The following is a 13,416-nucleotide window of genomic DNA, read 5'->3' as shown; positions in this document are numbered from 1 at the left end:
GGAGCTGTCGATGAACTCCAGTCGCCCCTATTTGGTACGTGCACTCTATGAGTGGATCGTGGACAACGACTGCACACCGCATATGCTGGTCAACGCCGAATACCCGGCCGTCCAGGTACCCCAGAGCTTCGCCAGTGACGGCCAGATCGTCCTGAACATCTCACCCAGTGCCGTACGTCACCTGCACATGGATAACGAGGCTGTGAGCTTCGAGGGCCGCTTTGGCGGCGTTGCCCACACCCTGTTCGTGCCTGCCGGTGCCATCCTCGGTATTTATGCCCGGGAAAACGGCCAGGGCATGGTCTTCGAGCTCGAGCCGCCGCTGCTCGATGATGAAGATGAAGAAGACGACAGCCTCGAGCCGGATGACGACGGTCCGCCTGCCGGCGGCCAGCCGCCGCGGCCAAGCGGGCGTCCGAGCCTGAAGGTGGTCAAGTAACAAAAAAGGCGATCCGCATGGATCGCCTTTTTTGTGTCTGCCGGCCTGGATTACAGGTCGGTGATGGTGCGGACCTGGTCCTTGTTGACCTTGATCACCTTGCCATCGAGCTGCTTGAATTCGTAGAAACCGGCGGCGCGGTCATAGTGAGGCGCGTCGACTGCCTGGAACTCGCGGCCGTCGTTGAGGGTAATCTGGCTTGGGGTGGAGCAGCCGGCCAGGGTGGCGAAGGCGCCAATCAGCAAGGTTGGCAGCAGGCCGTTTTTCATGGGTACTTCCTAAGGATGGTGGGATCGCGGGGCAAGCCCGCTCCCACAGGTGGGAGCGGGCTTGCCCCGCGATGGGTTTATCAGTCGATGTATTCGAACAGCTTGACGATCTTCTGCACGCCCGACACGCCCTGCACCAGGTTGGTGGCGCGCGAGGCTTCCTGTTGGGTCAGCAGGCCGAGCATGTAGACGATGCCGTTCTCGGTGATCACCTTGATGCGCGAACCGGGGATGTTGCTGTCAGTGAGCATCTGGGTCTTGATCTTGGTGGTCAGCCAGGCGTCGTTGTTGCGCGCCAGGATCGAGGAGGGCGGCAGCACCTGCAACTCGTTGTGCACCTTCTTCACCCGCTGGACCTGGCCGGCGGCCTGTTCGGCCAGACCCTTGAGGTCGGCGCGAGGGGTTTGCCCGGCGAGCAGGACGATGCCGTTGAAGCTGCTGACGACGATGTGCGAATTCTTGTCCAGGTCAGGGCTGGCCTTGGCGACGTTCACCGAGACCTTGGTTTCGATCAGCGAGTCATCGATCTTGCTGCCGAAGGTGCGGGTGCCGCGGTCGTCCTCGATCGGCTTGTCGCGGGTGGCAGTGAGCACCGAGCTGCAACCGGTGAGGCTCAGGCACAGGGTCAGGGCCATCAGGCCGAGGCGGTTAGGGGTCATTCTTCACTCCCGAACAATTGGCTGTCGATCAGGTCGCAGAGGCAGTGGATCGCCAGCAGGTGGACTTCCTGGATACGTGCGGTGACGTTGGCCGGTACGCGAATCTCGACATCTTCAGGCAGCAGCAGCGAGGCCATGCCGCCGCCATCGCGTCCGGTCAGAGCTACGACAATCATTTCGCGATCATGTGCGGCCTGGATCGCCTGAATAATGTTCGCCGAGTTACCGCTGGTCGAAATCGCCAGCAACACGTCGCCGGGCTGGCCCAGGGCGCGGATCTGCTTGGAGAAGATTTCGTTGTAGCTGTAGTCGTTGGCGATCGAGGTGATGGTCGAGCTGTCGGTGGTCAGGGCAATGGCCGGCAGGCTCGGGCGCTCGCGCTCGAAGCGGTTGAGCAGTTCGGAAGAGAAGTGCTGGGCATCGCCGGCCGAGCCGCCGTTGCCGCAGGCAAGCATCTTGCCCTCGTTGAGCAGCGCATTGACCATGACCTGACTGGCTTGCTCGATGTGTGGTGCAAGGACTTCCATCGCCTGTTGCTTGGTGTTGATGCTGGCCTGAAAAAGCTGGCGAATTCGGGATTGCATGTCCATCAGTGTGACCTTAAGTAGGGCGGCTGGCCGGGCGCGTCGGGAGTATACAAAAAAGGTCCCGGCACATGACTGTGCAGCCCGTGAAGCAAAGAGCAAAAAAGTTGTAGGGGTAATGGGGCAGGAGGTTGGCGGGTTCAGCACTCGAAGGCATTTTTCAGCCAGTCCAGTGGTGGGCCCGAATGACCTCTGCCTTGCAAGGCGATGACATCGAAACGGCAGGGGTGATTGGCCCAGCGTGTTTCCTTTTGCAGAAAAGACTCGGCGGCTAGCACCAGTTTGTCCTGCTTGCGCCCGTCGATACTGGCGAGCGCACCGCCAAAATCCGCGTGCAGCCGGTAGCGGACTTCGACGAATACTACTGTATCGCTGTCGAGCATGACCAGATCAAGCTCGCCGCGTTTGCATCGCCAGTTCTGCGCCAGCAGCCGCAGGCCTTGCCCTTGAAGGTATTCAAGGGCTTGCCGTTCGGCGGCCTGGCCGGCCTGTTGGCGCGAACTGTCGGGCATCAGCGTGGGGTATCGGGCAGGCGCTTGATCTCGCCGCCGGAGAACTCGGCCCACGGCAGTTGCCGCTCGATGCGCTGGTTCTCGTTCATGCTCAGGCTGCCGGACAAGCCGTCGATGCGGTTTTCAGGCAGCGCGCGCAGCTGACCCAGGCGTGGTGCCAGGCTGAAGGCGTCGATGCCCATGGCGTACAGGCGGCCGAGGCTGCCGGCTGCTTGTGGCCACTGGCGTTCGACCTGCTGGCGCAGCGGGTTGCCGCTGTCGAGCAGCCAGGGGGTATCGCAGAAGCGCACGCCAGTGAGGTCTCGGTACTGGTTTACGTCGCCGCTGGCGCTGTACACGTGCGAGGTGGCATACACCGGAACGTCACCAGCGTACTGGAAGTTCAGGGTCGGCTTGATCTGCTGGCCTTGCTGCGGGGTGGCGGCAAGGAAGATGAAGTCGATGTCCTGGCGGCGCGAAGGCTGGGCCGACACGGCGCCGCCGACGGTACTTTGCAGGCTCTTGGCGCGGCCTTCGCTCTGACGCAGCTGGAACAGCTCGGCGATCTGCTGGGCCAAGGCTACCGGCTGATCGATGTGCTGGGCGGCCAGCAGGCTGCCACCGTTGCCTTCCCAGTCCTGGCGGAAGGCCTTGAGTACGCGGTCGCCCCATTCACCTTTCGGCACCAGCGCTACGGCGCGAACCATGCCGTCGGCGCGGGCGCGGCGCGATACTTCACGGGCTTCGTCTTCAGCGGCGAGGCCGAACTGATACAGCTGCTCCGGGCCTTTCTGGCCGGCGTCGCTGTAGTTCAGGGCGAGGGTGGTGATCGGCAACTGCGGGTAGGCAGCGAGCTTTTTCACCAGCGGTTTCTCCAGCGGGCCAACCACCAGTTGCACACCCGAGGCCTGGGCCTGGCGGTAGAAGTCGTCCAGCGAGGTCAGTCGCGAGCTGTCGAAGACTTCGATGGTCGGCGGCTTTTGGCCGGCTTGCTGGGCCTGGAAGTGCGCGGCCATGAAGCCGTCACGCAGGGCGCGGGCAACACCGGCCAGCTGGCCTTCCTGTGGCAGCAGCAGGGCGATCTTGGTCAGTGGCTGGCTGGTCAGCTCCATCAGCTTGATCAGCGATGGCGGTAGCTGGGCGGCGGCCGGGTGATCGGCGTGCTGGGCGCGCCAGGCATCGATGGCGGCTTGTTGCTGCTCGACGGTGCCGGCGCCTTTCACCGCCAGGGCCAGGCTGGCCCAGCCGGCCATGGTGTCGGTGCCGGTGCTGAGGTTTTTCAGCTGGTCGCGCGGGGTGGCGGCCACAAGGTTCCAGATCGCGTCGTTGTTGGCGTTGGCGGCATCGCCTTTGAGCAGTGGCGTCAGTTGCGCACGCTCCTGGGCGGCAGCCAGGGGCTGGCCATTGGCTTCGAGCACCGCAGCATGCACGCTACGAGTGCGGATCTGTTGATCTTCCGGCAGCTCGTTGAGGCGCGCCAGGCTTGGGTGGCTCAGGGCGGTCAGGGCCATCTTCGGTTGGTTGCGGCTCATGGCCAGTTCTGCCGCCAGGGTGCTGGCGAAGATCTGCTGGGCCGGTTTTAGCTGCTCTAGCGGCACTTGCTCGAGGATGCGCGCGGCGCGGGCATTGTCCTTTTGCTTGTAGGCCAGGTCGGCGGCGCTCAGGCGCAACAGTGCAGCTTGCTCCGGCGTCTTGCTGGTGGTGGCCTGTTCAAGCAGTTGCTCGATGCTGGCATCCGGTGTGCGCGGCAGTTCGCCGAGGCTCGACGAGGGCGAGCTGGCGCAGGCTGCCAGCAGGGCGGCGAGGCAAAGGGCTGTGAACAGCCGCAGGCAAGCGATCATGTAAGGGTCCTGTTACTCGATCAAATTAACTGGCAATTGTACCCAAGCGCTGGCCGGGGCGCGATCTTGCTGGCGTTAATCCTTCAATATAGGTGCTGGAACGCCGGTTTGCGGCAATCCTGATTGCCCAATGTTGCCGACTCTCGGGCTACAATGGCGCTTTGATCATGATGACAGGTGTGTGCAGTGACTGATGTTCCAGGGGCTTCCCAATCCACTTCGGGCACGCTTTACGTGGTGGCCACACCGATCGGCAACCTGGATGACATGAGTGCCCGGGCACTGAAAGTGCTCGGTGACGTGGCGCTGATCGCCGCCGAGGACACCCGTCACTCCATTCGTCTGATGCAGCACTTTGGCATCAACACCCCGCTGGCTGCCTGCCACGAGCACAACGAGCGTGATGAAGGCAGCCGCTTTCTCGCCCGTTTGCTGGCTGGCGACAACGTCGCGCTGATTTCCGATGCCGGCACGCCACTGATTTCCGATCCGGGCTACCACCTGGTGCGCCAGGCCCGTGCCGCGGGTATTGCAGTGGTGCCGGTGCCCGGTGCCTGCGCCCTGATTGCGGCGCTGTCGGCTGCCGGCCTGCCGTCGGACCGCTTCATCTTCGAAGGCTTCCTGCCAGCCAAGGCTGTAGGGCGTCGCGCACGCCTGAGTCAGGTAAAGGAAGAGCCACGCACGCTGATCTTCTACGAAGCACCGCACCGGATTCTCGAGTGCCTGCAGGACATGGAAGAGGTATTCGGTGGCGAGCGCCCGGCGCTGCTGGCCCGCGAGCTGACCAAAACTTTCGAGACCCTCAAGGGCTTGCCGCTGGCTGAACTGCGTGCCTTCGTCGAGGCCGACAGCAATCAGCAGCGTGGCGAATGCGTGGTGCTGGTGGCGGGCTATACCGCGCCGGAAGACGAGCAGGCGGTCAGCAGCGAGGCGATGCGCATTCTCGACCTGCTGCTGGCGGAGATGCCGCTCAAGCGCGCTGCAGCGCTGGCGGCGGAAATCACCGGGGTGCGCAAGAACCTGCTGTACCAGGTGGCGCTGGAAAAACAGAAAGCCCACTGATGTTATAGTGCTACTATTGGTTTTATCGCTTGTTCTTGGCGCCCGCTACCGTTAACCTTTGCAGCGGAGAGTCGATTGGACAGTCGCTGCCTTCTATTGTTCCGCAATAGAGGGGGGAGGAAAGTCCGGGCTCCATAGGGCAGAGTGCCAGGTAATGCCTGGGGGGCGCGAGCCTACGGAAAGTGCCACAGAAAATAACCGCCTAAGCACTTCGGTGCCGGTAAGGGTGAAAAGGTGCGGTAAGAGCGCACCGCATGACTGGCAACAGTTCATGGCTAGGTAAACCCCACTCGGAGCAAGACCAAATAGGGTTCCATATGGCGCGGCCCGCGTTGGAACCGGGTAGGTTGCTAAAGGCGTCCAGTGATGGCCGTCGTAGAGGAATGACTGTCCTCGACAGAACCCGGCTTACAGATCGACTCTCCACCTCTTCCCCTCCTGCTTGAATCGATAGCAGATGTGTCCTGGTAATACCGAAAAAATCTTACTCTTAATAAATTACTTTAACTTCGCACTCTATCCGTCTGAGTGGGTTTGAGTTTTTTTGTCAAAATCCCTTCCGAATTGTCCTTCTATCTTCTCTGTGCGCGCTAAATCTCCGATCTGTAAGGGATTTCCTTATAAGCGTGCCTTGACGGTGTGGTAGGCGGATTCCTATAGTGTGCGCAAGTGGCAGAAAGTGGCATGAAGTGGGTTTTCTGACACAAAAACGCTAACATTGTGGGGAATCGCAGCCGTGTTCCGCGGAGCCAACGCCATCAACCTCGACGCAAAGGGCCGTCTCGCAATGCCGAGCCGGTACCGTGACGAGCTCGATTCGCGTAGTTCCGGGCAGTTGATCGTGACCATCGATGCGGTTGATCCCTGCTTGTGTGTGTACCCGCTCGATGAGTGGGAGCTGATTGAGGCCAAGTTGCGCGCCTTGCCGTCATTGCGTGAAGAGAACCGTCGCCTGCAGCGTCTGCTGATCGGCAATGCGGTGGATCTGGAGCTTGATGGCAGTGGGCGTTTCCTGGTGCCGCCGCGTTTGCGCGAGTACGCCAAGCTCGACAAGAAAGCAATGCTGGTGGGGCAACTGAACAAATTTCAGCTGTGGGACGAGGATGCCTGGAACGCAGTTTCGGCAGCCGACCTTGCAGCTATCCAACAACCGGGCGCCATGCCTGATGAACTGCGTGATTTGATCCTGTGACTATAGATAGCGGCTTTAACCACATCACCGTACTGCTTGACGAAGCCGTCGAGGCTCTCGCCGTACGCGCCGATGGCTGCTATCTGGATGGCACCTTCGGGCGCGGCGGGCATAGCCGCTTGATCCTCAGCAAGCTCGGGCCGCAGGGCCGGCTGCTGGGTTTTGACAAAGATCCTCAAGCGATTGCCACCGGGCAAGCGCTGGCGGCCGAAGACGGCCGCTTTGTCATTGTGCAGCGCAGTTTTGCCGAGCTGGGCGCCGAAGTCGCCGAGCGCGGCCTGGCCGGCAAGGTCAGCGGCATCCTGCTCGATCTGGGCGTGTCGTCGCCACAGCTGGACGACCCTGAGCGCGGCTTCAGCTTTCTCAACGACGGCCCGCTGGACATGCGCATGGACCCGACCCGTGGCGTCAGCGCTGCCGAGTTCATCGCCACCGCGCCTGAAGAAGAAATCGCCCGGGTGTTCAAGGAATACGGCGAAGAGCGTTTCGCCAAGCGTATGGCCCGTGCCGTGGTGCTGCGCCGCGAAGAAACCCCGTTTACCCGTACCGCTGACCTTGCCGAAGTACTCAAGGTCGCCAACCCGGCCTGGGAAAAGGGCAAGAACCCGGCTACCCGTGCCTTCCAGGGCCTGCGCATTCACGTCAACAACGAACTCGGTGATCTTGAGGCCGGCCTTGAGGCTGCGCTCGAAGCGCTGGAAGTCGGCGGGCGCCTGGTAGTGATCAGCTTCCACTCCCTGGAAGACCGCATCGTCAAACTGTTCATGCGCAAGCTGGTCAAGGGCGAGGCCGACAACCTGCCGCGCAACCTGCCGGTCCAGCACAAGCACTTCGAGCCGAAGATCAAAGTCCACGGCAAGGCCCAGTTCGCTTCCGAAGCCGAGCTCAAGGCCAACCCTCGTTCGCGTAGCGCGGTCATGCGCGTCGCCGAGAAGCTGCGGTGAGCCGCTTGTTTGCCAAGCCTTTGCCAGGCGGAAGCTTCCTGATGCTTCTGCTGTTCATTGGCGTGCTCGTTTCTTCGGTGGCGGTGTCCTACAGCGCACACTGGAATCGCCAGTTGCTCAACACCCTGTACGGCGAACTCAGCGAGCGCGACAAGGCCCAGGCCGAGTGGGGCCGGCTGATTCTCGAGCAGAGCACCTGGACTGCCCACAGCCGCATCGAAAACCTTGCCAGCGAACAGCTGAAAATGCGTATTCCGGCGGCTGACGAAGTACGGATGGTGGCGCCATGATGAAACTTGAAGGCGCACTCTACCCCTGGCGGTTCCGTGTGGTCATCGCTCTGCTGGCACTGATGGTCGGCGCGATTGCCTGGCGCATCATCGACCTGCAGGTAGTCGACCGCGACTTCCTCAAGGGCCAGGGCGATGCCCGCAGCCTGCGCCATATTCCTATTCCTGCGCACCGCGGGCTGATCACCGACCGTAACGGCGAGCCTCTGGCCGTCAGTACCCCGGTGACCACCCTGTGGGCCAACCCGAAAGAAATGCAGGCTGCCAAGGACCGCTGGCCGGCCCTGGCTGCCGCGCTCAAGCAAAACCCGCAGCAACTGGCGGCGCGCCTGGAACAGCAGGCCAGCAAGGAATTCATCTACCTGGTCCGCGGCCTGACCCCGGAGCAGGGCCAGGTGGTGCTCGATCTTAAAGTCCCCGGTGTCTATGGCATCGAGGAATTTCGCCGCTTCTACCCGGCCGGCGATGTTGCCGCGCACATGGTCGGCTTTACCGACCTCGACGACCACGGCCGCGAAGGCGTGGAGCTGGCCTACGATGAGTGGCTGGCCGGCGTGCCCGGCAAGCGGCAGGTGATCAAGGACCGGCGCGGCCGGCTGATCAAGGACATCCAGGTAACCAAAAACGCCAAGGCCGGAAAGACCTTGGCGTTGTCGATCGACCTGCGCCTGCAATACCTGGCCACCCGCGAGCTGCGCAATGCCATTGCCGAACAGGAAGCCAAGGCCGGTAGCCTGGTAATCCTCGACGTCAAGACCGGCGAAGTGCTGGCCATGGTCAACCAGCCGACCTACAACCCCAACAACCGTCGCAGCATGTTCCCTGCGGCCATGCGTAACCGGGCGATCATCGACGTGTTCGAGCCGGGTTCGACGGTCAAGCCGCTGTCCATGAGCGCCGCCCTGCAAAGCGGGCGCTGGAAGCCGACCGACAAGGTCGAGGTATACCCGGGTACCCTGCAGCTGGGCCGCTATACCATTCGTGACGTATCGCGCAGTGAAGGTCCGGTCCTCGACCTGACCGGCATTCTGATCAACTCCAGTAACGTCGGCATGAGCAAGATTGCCTTCGACATCGGTGGCGAATCGATTTACCGGGTGATGTCGCAGTTGGGCCTGGGCCAGTACACCGGCCTGGGCTTCCCGGGCGAGCGCGTCGGCAACCTGCCCAACCACCGCGAGTGGCGCAAGGCTGAAACCGCGACCCTGTCCTATGGCTACGGCCTGTCGGTGACCGCGCTACAGCTGGTACATGCCTACGCTGCGCTGGCCAACGACGGCAAGATGGTGCCGCTGAGCATCCTCAAGGTCGACAAAGCGCCGGAGTCCACCCAGGTAGTGCCCAAGGAAGTCGCCGAGACCATCCAGGGCATGGTCCAGCAGGTCATCGAAGCGCCGCGCGGGGTGTTCCGCGCCCAGGTGCCGTTCTACCACGTGGGTGGCAAGTCGGGTACCGCGCGCAAAGCCACCATTGGCTCCAAGGGCTACACCGAGAACTCGTACCGTTCGCTGTTCGCCGGCTTCGGGCCGATGAGCGACCCGCGTTATGCCGTGGTCGTGGTCATCGATGAGCCGAGCAAGGGCGGCTACTTCGGCGGCCTGGTATCGGCACCGGTATTCAGCAAAGTCATGTCCGGCACCTTGCGTCTGATGAACATTCCGCCGGACAACCTGCCGCCGGCAACACCACCGCAGCAAGTCAACGCTGCACCGGTCAAGGGAGGACGCGGTTAATGACAATGCCATTGAGCAAGCTTTTTACCCAGGCCAGCCGCGATCCGTCGATCCGCGAGCTGACCCTGGATAGCCGTAATGTGCGCCCGGGGGACCTGTTCCTGGCGGTGCCGGGTACGCGCATGGATGGCCGTGAACACATTGCTGATGCGCTCAAGCGCGGCGCGGCTGCAGTAGCGTATGAGGCCGAAGGCGCCACCGTGCTGCCGATCACCGAAGTGCCGCTGATTCCGGTCAAGGGCCTGGCTGCGCAACTGTCGGACATCGCCGGGCGTTTCTACGGCGAGCCGAGTCGCCTGCTCGACCTGGTCGGCGTCACCGGCACCAACGGCAAGACCAGCGTCACCCAGCTGGTAGCCCAGGCGCTGGACCAGCTCGGTCAGCACTGCGGCCTGATCGGCACCCTCGGTACCGGCTTTTATGGCGCCCTGCAAAGCGGCCGCCTGACCACGCCGGACCCGATCGCCGTGCAGGCGACCCTCAACGATTTGAGGAAGGCCGGGGCCAAGGCCGTGGCGATGGAAGTGTCTTCCCATGCCCTGGACCAGGGCCGGGTCGCTGCCCTGGCATTCGATATTGCGGTGATGACCAACCTGTCCCGTGATCACCTTGATTACCACGGCAGCATGCAGGCTTACGAAGAGGCCAAGGCGCGCCTGTTCGCCTGGCCGAACCTGCGTTGCCGGGTGGTTAACCTCGATGACGACTTCGGTCGGCGCCTGGCGGCCGAGCAAGGCGAGTCGCGCCTGGTCAGCTACAGCCTCAAGGACCCGGCCGCTTCGCTGTACTGCCGTGAAGCGCACTTCGATGATGATGGCGTGCGCGCTGTGATCGTCACTGCCCAGGGCGAGCACTCGCTGCGCAGCCGGCTGCTCGGGCGCTTCAACCTGAGCAATATGCTTGCGGCAGTCGGCACCTTGCTGGCGCTGGATTACCCGCTGGACGAAATTCTCAAGGTCACCCCGGCGCTGGAAGGCCCGGTTGGGCGCATGCAGCGCCTTGGCGGCGGCAGCAAGCCGCTGGTGGTGGTCGATTACGCGCATACCCCCGACGCGCTGGAGCAGGTCCTGCAAGCGCTGCGCCCGCATGCCAAGGGCCAGTTGCTGTGCCTGTTCGGTTGCGGCGGCGATCGCGATCGCGGCAAGCGGCCGCTGATGGCCGAAGTTGCCGAGCGCCTGGCTGACCGCGTGCTGGTCACCGACGACAATCCGCGCACTGAAGACCCGCAACAGATCTTCGCCGACATCCGCCCGGGGTTTGCCCAGGCCCATGCGGTCGAATTCATTGCCGGCCGCGGTGCCGCCATCGCCCAGTTGATTGCCAGCGCTGGCGTTGACGATGTCATCGTCCTGGCCGGCAAAGGGCATGAGGACTATCAGGAAATCAACGGCGAGCGCCACGACTTTTCCGATCTGGTTGAAGCCGAGAAGGCCCTCGCCGTGTGGGAGGCCCCCCATGCTTAAGCCATTGTCCCTCAGCCAGCTGACCGCGCCGCTCAACGGCCTCTTGCAGGGCCAGGACGCAACCTTCAATGGCGTCAGCATCGACAGCCGTGCAATCAATGCCGGGCAACTGTTTGTTGCCCTGGCCGGGCCGCGCTTTGACGGTCACGATTACTTGAACGACGTTGCTGCCAAAGGCGCGGTCGCCGCCCTGGTGCAGCGTGAAGTGCCCGGCAGCAGACTGCCGCAACTGGTGGTTGCCGATACCCGTCTGGCCCTGGGCCAGCTCGGCGCGCTGAACCGCGCAGCTTTCGACAAGCCGGTCGCCGCCATTACCGGCTCCAGCGGCAAGACCACGGTCAAGGAGATGCTTGCCAGCATCCTGCGCACCCGTGGCCCGGTGCTGGCCACCCGTGGCAACCTCAACAACGATTTTGGCGCACCGCTGACCCTGCTCGAACTGGCCCCGGAACACACCGCGGCGGTGATTGAACTGGGCGCCTCGCGCATCGGCGAAATCGCCTACACCGTCGGCCTGACCAAGCCGCAGGTCGCGTTGATCAACAATGCCGGAACCGCTCATGTCGGCGAGTTCGGCGGGCCAGAGAAGATTGTCGAAGCCAAGGGCGAGATCCTCGAGGGTCTGGGTCAGGATGGCGTGGCCGTATTGAACCTTGATGACAAGGCCTTCGCCATCTGGAAAAAGCGCGCCGGCAATCGCCGGGTGCTGACCTTCGCCCTGAACAACGCCGGTGCTGATTTCCACGCCGGCAGCATTGCCCATGACCCGCGCGGTTGCCCGTCGTTCGACCTGCACAGCCCGCTGGGCGTGGCGCGGGTTCAGCTCAATTTGCTGGGCGCCCACAACGTGGCCAACGCACTGGCCGCTGCCGCTGCCGCCCATGCCTTTGGTCTGACGCTGGACGGGATCGTCCAGGGCCTCAATGCCGTGCAACCGGTCAAGGGCCGCACTGTGGTGCATATGGCGCCCAACGGTGTGCGGGTGATTGATGATACTTACAACGCAAACCCCACCTCCATGTGCGCTGCCGTTGATATACTCGCCGGCTTTTCCGGTCGCACCGTCCTGGTGCTCGGAGATATCGGCGAATTGGGCCAGTGGGCTGAGGAAGGGCATCGGCAGGTAGGCGAGTACGCCAAAGACAAGGTATCGGCACTCTATGCGGTGGGCACCAACATGGCCCATGCGGTAGCAGCGTTCGGCACCAATGCCCAACATTTCGCTAATCAAGCTGACCTGATCGACGCCGTTCGCGCCGCCGAGCAGGCCACCAACACCACTATTTTGATCAAGGGTTCGCGCAGCGCTGCGATGGAGAACGTCGTGGCGGCTTTGTGCGGTTCCAGCGGGGAGAAACATTAATGCTGCTGCTGCTGGCTGAGTATCTGCAACAGTTCTACAAAGGCTTCGCGGTCTTTCAGTACCTGTCCCTGCGCGGGATTCTGGGTGTACTGACCGCGTTGTCGCTGGCCCTGTGGCTGGGCCCATGGATGATCCGTACCCTGCAGATTCGCCAGATCGGTCAAGCCGTTCGTAACGACGGCCCGCAATCGCACCTGTCCAAATCCGGCACCCCGACCATGGGTGGCGCACTGATTCTGTCTGCCATCGGCATCAGCACCCTGCTGTGGGCCGACCTGACCAACCGTTATGTCTGGGTGGTGCTGATTGTCACCCTGCTGTTCGGCGCCATTGGCTGGGTCGATGACTACCGCAAGGTGATCGAGAAAAACTCGCGCGGCCTGCCGAGCCGCTGGAAGTATTTCTGGCAGTCGGTGTTCGGCCTGGGCGCGGCGATCTTCCTCTACATGACCGCGCCGACCAGCGTCGAAACCACCCTGATCGTGCCGATGCTCAAGGATGTCACCATCCCCTTGGGCATCGGTTTCGTGGTCCTGACCTACTTCGTCATCGTTGGCTCCAGCAACGCGGTGAACCTCACCGACGGCCTCGACGGCCTGGCGATCATGCCGACGGTAATGGTTGGCGGCGCCCTGGGCATCTTCTGCTACCTGTCGGGTAACGTGAAATTCGCCGAATACCTGCTGATCCCTTACGTACCGGGCGCAGGTGAATTGATCGTGTTCTGCGGCGCGCTGATCGGTGCCGGCCTGGGCTTTTTGTGGTTCAACACCTATCCGGCCCAGGTGTTCATGGGCGACGTCGGTGCCCTGGCACTGGGCGCCGCGCTGGGCACCATCGCCGTGATCGTGCGCCAGGAAATCGTCCTGTTCATCATGGGTGGTGTGTTCGTCATGGAGACCCTGTCGGTGGTGATCCAGGTGGCCTCCTTCAAGTTGACCGGCAAGCGCGTGTTTCGCATGGCGCCGATTCACCACCACTTTGAACTCAAGGGTTGGCCCGAGCCTCGGGTGATCGTCCGCTTCTGGATTATCACCGTGATTCTGGTGCTGATCGGCCTTGCCACCCTGAAACTGAGGTAGAAAC

The 13,416-nt window shown here is 62.6% G+C and carries 14 protein-coding genes and 1 other RNA gene; 10 read left to right on the top strand and 5 right to left on the bottom strand.

Annotation, left to right across the window (positions count from 1 at the left end):
- The first annotated feature begins 10 nt into the window (after positions 1 to 10).
- Complete coding sequence (locus ABIE20_RS05375) at positions 11 to 439, top strand: ClpXP protease specificity-enhancing factor (protein ID WP_429503411.1); 429 nt, start codon at positions 11 to 13, stop codon at positions 437 to 439.
- Between the two features lie 50 nt (positions 440 to 489).
- Here ABIE20_RS05375 and ABIE20_RS05370 read toward each other — a convergent pair whose 3' ends face one another.
- The 5 genes from ABIE20_RS05370 to ABIE20_RS05350 form a co-directional block, all read right to left on the bottom strand.
- Positions 490 to 708: a YgdI/YgdR family lipoprotein gene (locus ABIE20_RS05370; protein ID WP_429503409.1), complete on the bottom strand. Its 219-nt coding sequence runs from the start codon at positions 706 to 708 to the stop codon at positions 490 to 492.
- 80 nt (positions 709 to 788) lie between these two features.
- Positions 789 to 1,367, bottom strand: coding sequence for a BON domain-containing protein (locus ABIE20_RS05365; protein WP_429503407.1), 579 nt, complete (start codon positions 1,365 to 1,367; stop codon positions 789 to 791).
- Positions 1,364 to 1,957: a phosphoheptose isomerase gene (locus ABIE20_RS05360; RefSeq protein WP_026001179.1), complete on the bottom strand. Its 594-nt coding sequence runs from the start codon at positions 1,955 to 1,957 to the stop codon at positions 1,364 to 1,366. Before ABIE20_RS05360 ends, ABIE20_RS05365 begins: the two co-directional genes overlap by 4 nt.
- Before the next feature lie 134 nt (positions 1,958 to 2,091).
- Positions 2,092 to 2,463, bottom strand: a complete 372-nt coding sequence (locus ABIE20_RS05355; protein ID WP_045197304.1) for a YraN family protein — start codon at positions 2,461 to 2,463, stop codon at positions 2,092 to 2,094.
- Positions 2,463 to 4,283 (bottom strand): penicillin-binding protein activator, encoded by a 1,821-nt coding sequence (locus ABIE20_RS05350; RefSeq protein ID WP_429503405.1) that lies wholly within the window; start codon positions 4,281 to 4,283, stop codon positions 2,463 to 2,465. The genes ABIE20_RS05355 and ABIE20_RS05350 overlap by 1 nt, the downstream gene beginning before the upstream one ends.
- A gap of 186 nt (positions 4,284 to 4,469) precedes the next feature.
- Between ABIE20_RS05350 and rsmI the strand changes: the two genes are divergently transcribed.
- The 9 genes from rsmI to mraY all read left to right on the top strand — a co-directional run bounded on the left by rsmI (position 4,470) and on the right by mraY (position 13,412).
- The gene (gene rsmI, locus ABIE20_RS05345) at positions 4,470 to 5,345 is read left to right on the top strand and encodes a 16S rRNA (cytidine(1402)-2'-O)-methyltransferase (protein WP_429503403.1); all 876 of its coding nucleotides are present in this window, start codon (positions 4,470 to 4,472) and stop codon (positions 5,343 to 5,345) included.
- Positions 5,346 to 5,412: 67 nt separating this feature from the next.
- Positions 5,413 to 5,772: RNase P RNA component class A (gene rnpB / locus ABIE20_RS05340), an RNA gene on the top strand.
- 309 nt (positions 5,773 to 6,081) lie between these two features.
- Complete coding sequence (gene mraZ, locus ABIE20_RS05335) at positions 6,082 to 6,537, top strand: division/cell wall cluster transcriptional repressor MraZ (RefSeq protein ID WP_010220775.1); 456 nt, start codon at positions 6,082 to 6,084, stop codon at positions 6,535 to 6,537.
- Positions 6,534 to 7,481: a 16S rRNA (cytosine(1402)-N(4))-methyltransferase RsmH gene (rsmH, locus tag ABIE20_RS05330; protein ID WP_404944435.1), complete on the top strand. Its 948-nt coding sequence runs from the start codon at positions 6,534 to 6,536 to the stop codon at positions 7,479 to 7,481. The genes mraZ and rsmH overlap by 4 nt, the downstream gene beginning before the upstream one ends.
- Positions 7,478 to 7,771, top strand: coding sequence for a cell division protein FtsL (gene ftsL, locus ABIE20_RS05325; RefSeq protein WP_045197313.1), 294 nt, complete (start codon positions 7,478 to 7,480; stop codon positions 7,769 to 7,771). The genes rsmH and ftsL overlap by 4 nt, the downstream gene beginning before the upstream one ends.
- Positions 7,771 to 9,504, top strand: a complete 1,734-nt coding sequence (locus ABIE20_RS05320) for a peptidoglycan D,D-transpeptidase FtsI family protein (RefSeq protein ID WP_429503689.1) — start codon at positions 7,771 to 7,773, stop codon at positions 9,502 to 9,504. The genes ftsL and ABIE20_RS05320 overlap by 1 nt, the downstream gene beginning before the upstream one ends.
- The gene (locus tag ABIE20_RS05315) at positions 9,504 to 10,967 is read left to right on the top strand and encodes a UDP-N-acetylmuramoyl-L-alanyl-D-glutamate--2,6-diaminopimelate ligase (protein WP_429503400.1); all 1,464 of its coding nucleotides are present in this window, start codon (positions 9,504 to 9,506) and stop codon (positions 10,965 to 10,967) included. Before ABIE20_RS05320 ends, ABIE20_RS05315 begins: the two co-directional genes overlap by 1 nt.
- Positions 10,960 to 12,330, top strand: a complete 1,371-nt coding sequence (locus tag ABIE20_RS05310; protein ID WP_429503398.1) for a UDP-N-acetylmuramoyl-tripeptide--D-alanyl-D-alanine ligase — start codon at positions 10,960 to 10,962, stop codon at positions 12,328 to 12,330. The genes ABIE20_RS05315 and ABIE20_RS05310 overlap by 8 nt, the downstream gene beginning before the upstream one ends.
- Positions 12,330 to 13,412: a phospho-N-acetylmuramoyl-pentapeptide-transferase gene (gene mraY, locus ABIE20_RS05305; RefSeq protein WP_036996790.1), complete on the top strand. Its 1,083-nt coding sequence runs from the start codon at positions 12,330 to 12,332 to the stop codon at positions 13,410 to 13,412. Before ABIE20_RS05310 ends, mraY begins: the two co-directional genes overlap by 1 nt.
- Positions 13,413 to 13,416 lie beyond the last annotated feature (4 nt).

The sequence above is a fragment of the Pseudomonas sp. 2835 genome (assembly GCF_050435905.1).
Lineage (GTDB): Bacteria > Pseudomonadota > Gammaproteobacteria > Pseudomonadales > Pseudomonadaceae > Aquipseudomonas.
Note: the sequence above shows the minus strand (reverse complement) of the source record. Positions and strands in the feature narration are given on the sequence as shown.

Excerpts from the sequence above, each read along its gene's own strand:
- ABIE20_RS05320 (WP_429503689.1), top strand. The coding sequence starts at position 7,771 with ATGAAACTTGAAGGCGCACTCTACCCCTGGCGGTTCCGTGTGGTCATC.
- ABIE20_RS05315 (WP_429503400.1), top strand. The coding sequence starts at position 9,504 with ATGACAATGCCATTGAGCAAGCTTTTTACCCAGGCCAGCCGCGATCCG.
- ABIE20_RS05355 (WP_045197304.1), bottom strand. The coding sequence starts at position 2,463 with ATGCCCGACAGTTCGCGCCAACAGGCCGGCCAGGCCGCCGAACGGCAA.
- mraY (WP_036996790.1), top strand. The coding sequence starts at position 12,330 with ATGCTGCTGCTGCTGGCTGAGTATCTGCAACAGTTCTACAAAGGCTTC.
- ABIE20_RS05370 (WP_429503409.1), bottom strand. The coding sequence starts at position 708 with ATGAAAAACGGCCTGCTGCCAACCTTGCTGATTGGCGCCTTCGCCACC.
- ABIE20_RS05365 (WP_429503407.1), bottom strand. The coding sequence starts at position 1,367 with ATGACCCCTAACCGCCTCGGCCTGATGGCCCTGACCCTGTGCCTGAGC.
- ABIE20_RS05360 (WP_026001179.1), bottom strand. The coding sequence starts at position 1,957 with ATGGACATGCAATCCCGAATTCGCCAGCTTTTTCAGGCCAGCATCAAC.
- ABIE20_RS05375 (WP_429503411.1), top strand. The coding sequence starts at position 11 with ATGAACTCCAGTCGCCCCTATTTGGTACGTGCACTCTATGAGTGGATC.
- ABIE20_RS05350 (WP_429503405.1), bottom strand. The coding sequence starts at position 4,283 with ATGATCGCTTGCCTGCGGCTGTTCACAGCCCTTTGCCTCGCCGCCCTG.
- ABIE20_RS05310 (WP_429503398.1), top strand. The coding sequence starts at position 10,960 with ATGCTTAAGCCATTGTCCCTCAGCCAGCTGACCGCGCCGCTCAACGGC.